Raw genomic sequence first — 9,629 nt, 5'->3', positions numbered from 1 at the left:
AATTAATTGTCTAACTTTTTGGGGTCAGTACATTTGAAATCTTGATATTATACGTTTTTTTAATTTTAAAGACTTTTTAACTATTTTCTACGATTTGTTAAATTTATCAAGGTTAAAAAAATGCTACAAGACAGTAGCCATCCTGAAGTTTCTATCTTATTTTTAATACTAATTGAGTTATAAAAGGGCATGTTCAAATAACACCTCATCTGTATACAATAAAATGGACTAGGTAATCATTTTAGGGAATTGACCGATTACAATAGTATAGATCCGTGAATGCCATCTGCTTCAGTCTTTTTTCTGTTAATGTAGTATAATAAAGGGTGTAGGGATTCTATTTTTTAAAAGGATTTTTCTAAGAACGAAACTCCAATTAGAAAGAGGAGAAGTATGAAGCAATCACTTGAATTTTTAAGAGAAAGAATCACCGATAAGATGCCCTTAGAGGATATGGTAGCTATCTTTGAAGACTTGTGTCGTGAGCCTATTGATGATGAGATGATTTTGTTTGAAACAGGGACATTTACAAGTATATCTGATAAACCATTGTTTCAACTATCATTAGTAAGGCAAGCTCCAAATGAAGATGAAGAGTTTTATCAAGTTCACCTTGATATTTTCTATGAAGCAAGTCAAGACAATCAAATCTTTAGTGAATCAACCTGGGATGAAGATTTAGAGGAAAATATTTTTGACTACATTAGAAATTCAGAAGTATTTGCCTATGCTAAAGAGCAGGAATACCTAGCAGTCAAAATGTATCTTGAAGAAACTTAAGAAGGTGAGTTAAATGTTTGATTTTTTTAGAAAGAAAAAAGCTAAGGTCCTTTCTATGAATTTCCACGGAAATTCTATCGATGTTCTAGAAACAAGCTTGCATTTCCCTTTATCATTAAAGGATATAGAAACTGTTTTTGGAAAACCTGACCGATTTTTCAAAAAAGAAGGGCAGTTTATCAAATATATTTATGATGAACTTGGTTTCGTATTTGTGCATTCCTTTGAAATTAAACAACACTTAAAGAGTTGTGAGGTCTATATTGATGAGGAGCATTTAATTACTTCGCTTTATTTATATTTTGGAGAGAAGGTCAAACCCATGTGGGACGAGGAAGAATTACCTCTCAATCCTTGCAAGACCCTGATAACTTGTAATGGAATTCCAGAGACCATTACAGATACACTATCAATTTCCTACTTCCCAGAGGTCAAACATGAACGGGAAAGCTACAAGTTAAAAGAAACTGACGAAGAACTGCTACACTTTGACAATATAAATTTTAAACTAACTATTATCCAAGTTTTGATGTACGATTTACGAGTACTGAAACCCTACTTTGACATCTATGATTTTGCGGATGAATTTAGTGAACTGGAAATCGATACAGAAAGTATGGAGATTATTCAGCCAGCACTTGATTATACGATAAATCTTCCGATACCCAAAAAATATGCCGAACAAGTCCAAGAAATCTATATGGATGGCGGAAATGAAATTTATCTGAATTTGATTCCTCAGTGGGATGGAGAAGATGATGGTTTCGATCTAAATGAAGTTAGTCTTAAAGAACTGCAACAGTTTCCAAATCTGAAGCAAGCGACTATCATAAGCAGTAATTTTGAACATGTCAAAGAAACGTTCGACATGCAAGGGGTTCAAGTGAAGGTATTATAATTGTTGCATTTATCTGAATAAATCATAAATGGATGGTATAAGTTCTTTAAGGATAAGGGCTAAAAAGGAAAGAAATCTGGTGATAGATAATGAACATTCTTGATCTTAATTCTAATCAGAAAGAGACGATATTGTTAATCCACCCTATGTTATCTTCTGCTAAAGGGATGAAGTCCCTCATTGCAGATCAGATGGGGCAAGAGTTTAGATATATTATTCCGGCTTTGTCCGCGCATGGGCAATCAGCTTCGGATACTTACGAGTCAGCTCTTAAGGAAAGCCAGATGATTTATGATTATCTAAAGGCTCATCATATAAAAGACTTGTGTTTAGCCTTTGGCGCATCCTTGGGTGGTGTTGTATTACTGCAATTATTGAATTATAAGGATATCAGGTTTGGGAAACTTGTTTTTGAAGGGGTTAGTTTATGGACAAATGCGCCCTTGCTTGATGTCTTTACTAGGTATTTATTATTAATAAAGCATAGAAAAGCTCTGAGAAATAGAGATCTTGCTGTTCGTAAGATGGTTGCACTTTATGGAGAAAAAGGAGAGATGATGGTGGATTCTTTCATTGCTATGGGTGAAGAAAGCATCAAACATATTTCCCATGATTGTGCATTTGTGGCTTTGCCTAACCTCACGCCAGAGGAACAAAAAAATTGTGTTTTCTTTTATGGTTCAAAAGAATTCGACTTGATAGCTGCTAAAAAAGTTATCCCCAAAAAGTATCCTCATGCCACATTTCACATTTGGCAAGGATATGATCACTGTTGCAAAATCACTGAAAATTCGGCAGTTTACTGTAAATTATTAAAAGAAATGATTGTAAAGAAAAATACCAGTTTTAATGAGGTAACACATGACAAGCAAAAGATCTGATCTTGAACATTATAGAAATATGTTAAAACAACCTTGGGGAAAGATACAATATGAAATAACCTTTGCCCAACTTGCTCATCTGGAAGGTAAGAAAATTCTTGATTTTGGATCTGGATTTGGCTTGGTCAGTGAATTTCTTTCTTGCAAGAATCAAGTTATTTCTGTTGAACCTAATGAGGAAATGCTCTATGCCAACTCTTCCACATCCTATGAAAAATTGTGGGGAAGTATTGACCAACTCGCTCGTTTTACGGATAAATCCTTTGATCTTGTCCTTTGCCATAATGTTTTAGAATATATAGATCCTAATGACCGAAAAGACTATCTTCTGGAGTTCAAAAGAATTTTAAAAGATGATGGCTTGATTTCAATTATCAAGCATAATCAAGTTGGAAAAGTTCTACAAAGTGTTGTTTTTGCTAATGATATCAATCAAGCATTTAGCTTACTCAATGGTGAAAATTTTGAGAGCCTATCTTTTGCAAGTGGTTCTACTTATACAATTGAGGAAATATTAGCTTTGTCTGGTCTTAAATTAGAAAACTATTTGGGGATTCGAACATTTTACAGTCTACAACCAAATGAATTTAAGAGCAAAGAAAACTGGTTAGAAGAAATGACAAAGATTGAACTTGCAGTATGTGATTTAAAACCCTATAAAGATATTAGTTTTTTACAACATTTGTGGCTAAAAAAATAATAGAAGCATAGTTTTTGTTTTAAAGTAAAATAAAAACAGTCGTATATGAAGAAAGAGTGAATGAGATGATTTCTTCAGTTTGTAACTTGATAAAATTTTTTCCACAAATTTATTTTTCGAATTTTGAAAGAAAAATTCTTAGACAGTTCAGGATTGTATCTATTTTAGTTCAGTACTTTCAAATTTTATTTTTAGAAATTTCATTATATAATAAAGTGTATCAAAAAAAGATATATTGATAGCCTAAAGATGCAAATAGATATTGAGGAGAAAATGAATGCAAAAAATAATGTTGATTATCAATCCAACCTCTGGTGGAGAAAAGGCTTTAGATTATAAGGAAAAGTTAGAAAATAAGGCTAAAAAATACTTCGAGCAAGTCGATACCAGAATTACACAAAAAGCGCAAGACGCAACCAACTTCGCCACAGAAGCTTCCAGGGAGCATTATGAGGCAGTTCTCGTATTCGGTGGAGATGGAACAGTCAATGAAGTAATCTCAGGTATCGCGGAAAAAGACTACATTCCTAAACTTGCGATTATCCCAGGAGGAACTGGAAATCTTATCACCAAACTATTAGAAATCAATCAAGATATTGATGGTGCCATTGACGAGCTTGATTTTAATTCTACGAATAAGATTGATATCGGAAAATCAAATGGAAATTATTTTGGTTATATCTTTAGTATTGGTTCACTACCAGAAGCCATCCATAACGTTGGGATAGAGGATAAAACAAAATTTGGTATGCTAGCCTATGCGATTAATACCATGAAGTCTGTCGTGACAGATCAAGCATTTAACATTCAAGTTGAAACAGAAAATGGAAACTATATTGGAGAAGCAAGTCACGTTTTAGTTCTCCTAACCAATTATTTTGCTGATAAGAAGATTTTTGATGAAGATAAGGACGGATATGCAAACGTTCTGATTCTTAAGGATGCATCAATTCTTACTAAATTGTCAGTTATCCCTGACTTATTAAAAGGGGACGTCGTAGAAAATGATCACATCGATTATATAAAAGCTCGTCATATAAAAATCTCTTCAGATGTTGAGTTGGAAACGGATGTTGATGGAGATAAATCTGATAATCTACCAGTGGAAATTAAGGTACTAGGGCAGCATATTCAAGTATATTCACAGCCGAAAGAATAATGATTTTCACACTTAACAACAATTTTTTAAACAAAGGAAAGCCTATGAAATTTAAAAAATTAGCAACTCTTGGTCTTTGCTCAACACTTCTTTTTACCTTCGTGGCTTGTAGTCAAGCACAAAAGAAAAGCGAAGCTACTACGGAAAACTCAGTCAGTCAATCACAATCAAATCAGGTTTCCTGGAAAGCTACTTATAGCAATATGAACAGTAAGCCCAGTGAAGAAGAAGTCAGAAAAGCCTTGGCTGCGCATTTGGATAAAGACAGTGTGGATGCATTTTTCAATCTTGTCAATGATTATAACAATACTGTTGGTTCAGTAGGCTTAACTGGAGATTTTTCTACATTCACCAAAACCGAGTATGACGTAGAAAAGATTAGCAATCTTTGGACACCGAAAAAAGGTGATTTTGTAGGTACCAACTGTCGGATTAACAGTTATTGTTTATTGAAAAATTCAATCGAAATTCCTAAGTTAGAGAAAGATGATTCCCTCTTGTTTGTCGATAATGATGCTATTGATAAGGGAAAAGTCTTTGGTGCAGAAGACAAGGATGCTTTTGATATTTTATTCTCAAGAGTTAAAACTGAAGCAACAACTGATGTCAAGGTACATGCTGCAAAGATGGAACAGTTCTTTTCTCAATTCAAGTTTAATGAAAATGCAAGAATGCTATCTGTTGTAGTTCATGATGACTTGGATGGTCAATCCCTCTTTATCGGTCATGTCGGCATACTTGTGCCAAGCGAGGACGGTTATCTCTTTGTCGAAAAGATAACCTTTGAGGAGCCTTATCAAGCTATCAAATTTGCAACCAAGGAAGATTGTTACAAATATCTAGATACAAAATATGAAAACTATACAGGTGAAGGTCTAGCTAAACCATTTATTATGGACAATGATAAATGGGTCCAACTCTAAAAGGATGATTTGCCTAAAGAGTGGGATAAGAAGTTACCAATCGAATGATAGCTAAATTGATATGATTAGAGGACAGCAAGCATGGATGAACATACATTAAGAGTTGTAAAAATTGATAAGGAAGCTATTTTTGAGTTGATCTACGAAACGTTTATAGCGCAAGAGCAAGAACTGCTGGACCTGTCGCCAGTAGATGTTATCAATGATTGTGCTATGGATTGGGAAAAGGGGGAGTTTATCTTTGCAGCACATCTTCAAGAAAATAGTCTGGGAGAATTTAATCCTCTTCCCACTAATATTGATATCCAAGATTTGCTGCAAAAACTACCTGTTACAACAGATTCCGTTCTTGGCAAAGAAGTGATTTATAGAGATTTTTCATTCGACCAATTAAAAAAATAGTATAATAGTAGTAAATAAAATAGTCATAAGGAGACACAATGGATATTAAAGATTTTACAGAAAAAGAACAAGAAATGATTAAAAAGGGACTAACTTTCTCTAAGCTGACCGATAAGGAAACTGCCGATAAAATTATCGCCTTAATTCCTCAGGATATGATTAAACGGATTCCGTTTTTTGTTAGAAAACATGCCATTACACGTACTGTTAAGAGAATCTCGCTCGAATATCCAGAGTTGTATGCCGTTGCTGAACAAGAAGGCCAACTTCCTGAAAAGGAAGCTCAAGAATTGCGACAAATTCTTACAGATATTTTCCAAGAAAAAATGAACAAGCATAAGATTAAATAAGTTTTGAGATTTAGCAATAAGATGTCGATTGAGTATTAGGAGTTGAGAATGGCTATTGATGGCGTTAAAATCATTGACAGTGATCAAGGTTATGACATTTACAATGATGTGGTTGGTCGCTATAGAGATGGTGATCATATAGCCAATATTATCAAGGATATCCTTGATGCGGAGAATGATTACTGCCAAACAGACTTTTTTACAGAAATTTATTGGACTGCTCTTGCCTATTCACTGTGGAAGATTGGTCATCTGACAGGCGACATCAGAGATAAAACCTTAGAGCTTATCAAAAAAGGTCCTGATCCATTTTGGATGGAAATAGATCCAAAGGCTTTGAAGCAAAGGCAAAAAGTCTTGGAAAAACTTGCAGTTCAGTTGCAAACTGAAAATCCTAGACCTCTAAAGGTTCCTAAAGCAAAAGCTAATACTCAATGAAAATCAAAGAGCAAACAAGGAAGCTAACTGTAGACTGTACTTAAGTACGGCAAGGCGAAGCTGACGTGGTTTGAATTTGATTTTCGAAGAGTATAAACGCAAACCTTACTTTGAAGAAGGAGATATCCTTGCTGTTAAGTTCGAAGATGAATATGGTCTTGTCTTTGTATCTATGGTTGAGCAGAGTCCTAGAAAGCTTGAGTATCATCTAGCTTGCACGCGCCTCTTACAAACCAAAAAGCCCACCATCGATGATTTTTTGACCAGTCAAATCTCCTGTAAGATGGACAATACCAAGTTTGCTCTGGTTACAGATTGCTGGTTCAATCACAAAGATTTAGGGCAATTATTAGATAATATTGAAAAAATTGGACAGGTGAAACTCAGCCCATTTAGTCTTTGGATGCTAGCACCTGCCCAAAATTTAGAAGATATTTATCAAGAAATCACTAGAGATAAAGGTTCCTATGGCCTTCGATTCATCGAAACCTATAAACTTGTCGACGATATTTTTCCAGTTTAATGCTTATGTGATAAAGGGGGAAATGGTCAATTATTCCCACATACTGTGTTGGGCTCTGACTCCATAGCTATCAATCGAACCATCTGAATTGAACTTGGATTCAATCCGATACCTTTTCCAGAGGTCGTAATCTGCTGTTTGAATAGTCAGAATGAAGTTGGCATCGGTATCAGAGACATTATAATCAGCAGGATTGACTTCAAATATATCGATTAATTTTCGTGTTTGAAAATCTTGAAGCTTGAGATTGGCTAGCTTGACATGATTGATAGAAATTTCCTGCAACTGACGAGTATCCTTGGGCGTTCTGTAGTAGGTGACGACGCAGTTTTTGAGTTGATCAGTATCTTTGCTTGTGGGAGTGAGGCTCATAAAGCCATAGGGCTTATCATCCCGCTTGACTTCGAGAAGCTGTCCGTAGTAGAAGTGGTCGTTTTTGGGATTGGTGATTGGACTATCTGCACTTTTATCTTCGAAGGTGAACCCATGCTCCAAAAGCTCGGAAGCCTTGGTCTCCCCGATAATGACAGTGGTATCTTGAATGGTGACTGGAACAGGTTGAGCTGGAAGCCCACTCATCATCATGCAAAACATAAAAACATAACTCGTTAAAAAAGCTGTCCCGATAAAAGCGTTGGTTGATGCATAGACATGACTGTTATGAAAGTTTTTTCTTATAGCCAGTACAACAAATTTACCAATACTTTTTAAAACCATACTAACAAGTACGATGAAAAATTGTTTTTTCAAACATTCATAAATGGCTTGAGGAAAGCTATTGCCATGATAGTAGAAGCCAGCCAATAGGAGTAGATTGACTATTAGATAGATCAGCAAGAACCAATGAATCTCTTTAAGGGCATTGGCATCAGTGATTTCTTCATAGTCAATGTGAATTCTTCCTTGAACAGCATGGCCAAGTTTATAAATCCATTTGGGAATGTCTTTGCCTTTTTTAACCGCAACTACAAGTCTAATATAGAGATAGATAGTAAAGGACAAGGATAGAAAGAAAAGAGCATAAAAACCCAAAACAATACTAGTGAACATGACTACTTCCCCCGTTTTTCAATTGCTAGAGAACAATTTTCTTAGCTCCATTATAGCACTTTCTTGGGAAACAGAGCTAGAAATATCCGTATGATACTAACTGATTCAAAGGAGGAAAATCATGGGAATGATTGCTAATTATCAATATTTACCAGACGATGAATTAGAACAAATAAAAGCTCTTTCTAACCAGGAAGATGACTTGTTAGACTTTGCTGAGGATTCCGCTGATAGTCATGATATTTTACTAGATATTGACAAAATGTGGGATGTCTTGGTCTTTGTCTTGACAGGATTTAGTAGTTCAGAATTTTTGGACGACAATCCCTTGAGAGAAGCTGTTTTAGGGGTGACTCCTCTAGAGGATGTATCTGAATATATCGCCTATACTGAAAAAACTAAGATAGCCGAGATTGTAGAAGCTTTAGAAAGTTTTGACATGGACAGGGCTATGACTGACTTTAGTATGGAAGCCTGTAAGAAAGCGGATTTGTATCCTGATATTTGGGATTATCTTGAGGAAGAGGAAGAAATTAAGGATGACATTTTAACCTGCTTTGTCAAAATGAAAGACTTTTACAAGGAAATCTTAAATCACAAGGGGAATGTCCTAGTTACCATTTGTTAAGATTTTATGTCATCCATTAGAAAGGTAGTCCCATGAATCCATTTCTAGAAAAATACATTACATTAAAAAAGCAATACCTGGATCAAGATGGAAAGCCTTCAAGTGTTGCGGCACTTTATGATTTGGCTGATGAATTAGCTAAGTCTGATGATTTAGAAGCGAAGAAAGTCTTAGTTGACCTCTATGAACAATTGGGTCTCTACACTAGTGCCTATAGCTTATTTACTGAAATCTTAGACAAACCTGATCGAAAACAGATAAAGAAACTGAGCCGTTTACAAGAAATGAGTCAGAGTCATGGCGATCGTTTTGCCCTTCCTCGTCCTCTAAGAAAAGAAGAGAAGAAGCAAAGGCAGGACTTGTTAAAAGACTTACCCCATTTTCTCTATCATCCAGATCCCTTAGCTACAGGTTCATTTGTTGAAGGAGAAGCCAAGATTTGTCCATCTTGTGGGAAAGAAAGCAATGTTTATTATACCCTTATACCTTATTGTATCGAAGAGATAGAACATCTCTGCCCAACTTGCATTGCAAACGGTCATGCAGCCAAAAAATTCGATGCAGAATTTATCCAAGATGCCGAGTGGCAGGGTGAATTGGATCCAGAAAAGAATCAGCTGCTTTTTTGTCAGACCCCAGGCTACTCTAGTTGGCAGGGAGAATATTGGCTTTCTTGTTGCCAAGATTATTGTGCTTACTTGGGTACAGTTGGCACTCGAGAATTAAAGGCCATGGGAATCGCTGAGCAAGTCTTTTCAGACTATGAAGCGCGTGAAGAATATCAAGAGGTAGAAGACTACTTGGTCAAAGACGGGCCTATCTGTGGTTATTTGTTTAGATGTCTACATTGCCAAAAATACCAGATCTGGGTTGATGCAGATTAAATCGAAATGTGAT

General features: G+C 35.5%; 12 protein-coding genes and 1 pseudogene. 12 read left to right on the top strand and 1 reads right to left on the bottom strand.

The window, feature by feature from the left end; genetic code table 11:
- The first annotated feature begins 393 nt into the window (after window positions 1–393).
- The 10 genes and pseudogenes from HMPREF2805_RS03355 (at window position 394) to HMPREF2805_RS03310 (ending at window position 7,054) form a co-directional block, all read left to right on the top strand.
- Window positions 394–780: a hypothetical protein gene (locus HMPREF2805_RS03355; RefSeq protein WP_075231397.1), complete on the top strand. Its 387-nt coding sequence runs from the start codon at window positions 394–396 to the stop codon at window positions 778–780.
- Window positions 781–793: 13 nt separating this feature from the next.
- Complete coding sequence (locus HMPREF2805_RS10555) at window positions 794–1,678, top strand: DUF6892 domain-containing protein (RefSeq protein WP_075231396.1); 885 nt, start codon at window positions 794–796, stop codon at window positions 1,676–1,678.
- 89 nt (window positions 1,679–1,767) lie between these two features.
- Window positions 1,768–2,559, top strand: coding sequence for an alpha/beta hydrolase (locus HMPREF2805_RS03345; protein ID WP_075231395.1), 792 nt, complete (start codon window positions 1,768–1,770; stop codon window positions 2,557–2,559).
- Window positions 2,540–3,259, top strand: a complete 720-nt coding sequence (locus tag HMPREF2805_RS03340; RefSeq protein WP_075231394.1) for a class I SAM-dependent methyltransferase — start codon at window positions 2,540–2,542, stop codon at window positions 3,257–3,259. The genes HMPREF2805_RS03345 and HMPREF2805_RS03340 overlap by 20 nt, the downstream gene beginning before the upstream one ends.
- A gap of 277 nt (window positions 3,260–3,536) precedes the next feature.
- Window positions 3,537–4,418, top strand: coding sequence for a diacylglycerol/lipid kinase family protein (locus tag HMPREF2805_RS03335; protein ID WP_075231393.1), 882 nt, complete (start codon window positions 3,537–3,539; stop codon window positions 4,416–4,418).
- Between the two features lie 44 nt (window positions 4,419–4,462).
- Window positions 4,463–5,341, top strand: a complete 879-nt coding sequence (locus HMPREF2805_RS03330; RefSeq protein ID WP_075231392.1) for a DUF4300 family protein — start codon at window positions 4,463–4,465, stop codon at window positions 5,339–5,341.
- Between the two features lie 81 nt (window positions 5,342–5,422).
- Window positions 5,423–5,743: a hypothetical protein gene (locus HMPREF2805_RS03325; RefSeq protein ID WP_075231391.1), complete on the top strand. Its 321-nt coding sequence runs from the start codon at window positions 5,423–5,425 to the stop codon at window positions 5,741–5,743.
- 38 nt (window positions 5,744–5,781) lie between these two features.
- Window positions 5,782–6,093: a hypothetical protein gene (locus HMPREF2805_RS03320; RefSeq protein WP_075231390.1), complete on the top strand. Its 312-nt coding sequence runs from the start codon at window positions 5,782–5,784 to the stop codon at window positions 6,091–6,093.
- A 48-nt stretch (window positions 6,094–6,141) separates the two neighbouring features.
- A pseudogene (locus HMPREF2805_RS03315) lies at window positions 6,142–6,523 on the top strand (hypothetical protein); the annotation flags it as partial.
- Window positions 6,524–6,607: 84 nt separating this feature from the next.
- Entirely contained in the window at window positions 6,608–7,054 is a 447-nt protein-coding gene (locus HMPREF2805_RS03310) for a hypothetical protein (protein ID WP_261676231.1), read from the top strand.
- Between the two features lie 30 nt (window positions 7,055–7,084).
- On the opposite strand, the gene HMPREF2805_RS03305 is transcribed toward HMPREF2805_RS03310, so the two are convergent.
- The gene (locus tag HMPREF2805_RS03305) at window positions 7,085–8,104 is read right to left on the bottom strand and encodes a hypothetical protein (protein ID WP_075231389.1); all 1,020 of its coding nucleotides are present in this window, start codon (window positions 8,102–8,104) and stop codon (window positions 7,085–7,087) included.
- Window positions 8,105–8,225: 121 nt separating this feature from the next.
- On the opposite strand from HMPREF2805_RS03305, the gene HMPREF2805_RS03300 reads away from it, so the two are divergent.
- Both HMPREF2805_RS03300 and HMPREF2805_RS03295 read left to right on the top strand, forming a co-directional pair.
- Entirely contained in the window at window positions 8,226–8,732 is a 507-nt protein-coding gene (locus HMPREF2805_RS03300) for a YfbM family protein (protein WP_075231388.1), read from the top strand.
- 32 nt (window positions 8,733–8,764) lie between these two features.
- On the top strand, window positions 8,765–9,616 hold the full coding sequence (locus HMPREF2805_RS03295; RefSeq protein ID WP_075231387.1) for a CbrC family protein: 852 nt from the start codon (window positions 8,765–8,767) through the stop codon (window positions 9,614–9,616).
- Window positions 9,617–9,629: the final 13 nt, after the last annotated feature.

It is taken from the genome of Streptococcus sp. HMSC034E03, from assembly GCF_001811505.1.
Classification (GTDB): Bacteria; Bacillota; Bacilli; order Lactobacillales; family Streptococcaceae; genus Streptococcus.
The sequence above is the reverse complement of the archived record's forward strand: the minus strand, read 5'-3'. Positions and strand labels throughout refer to the sequence as shown.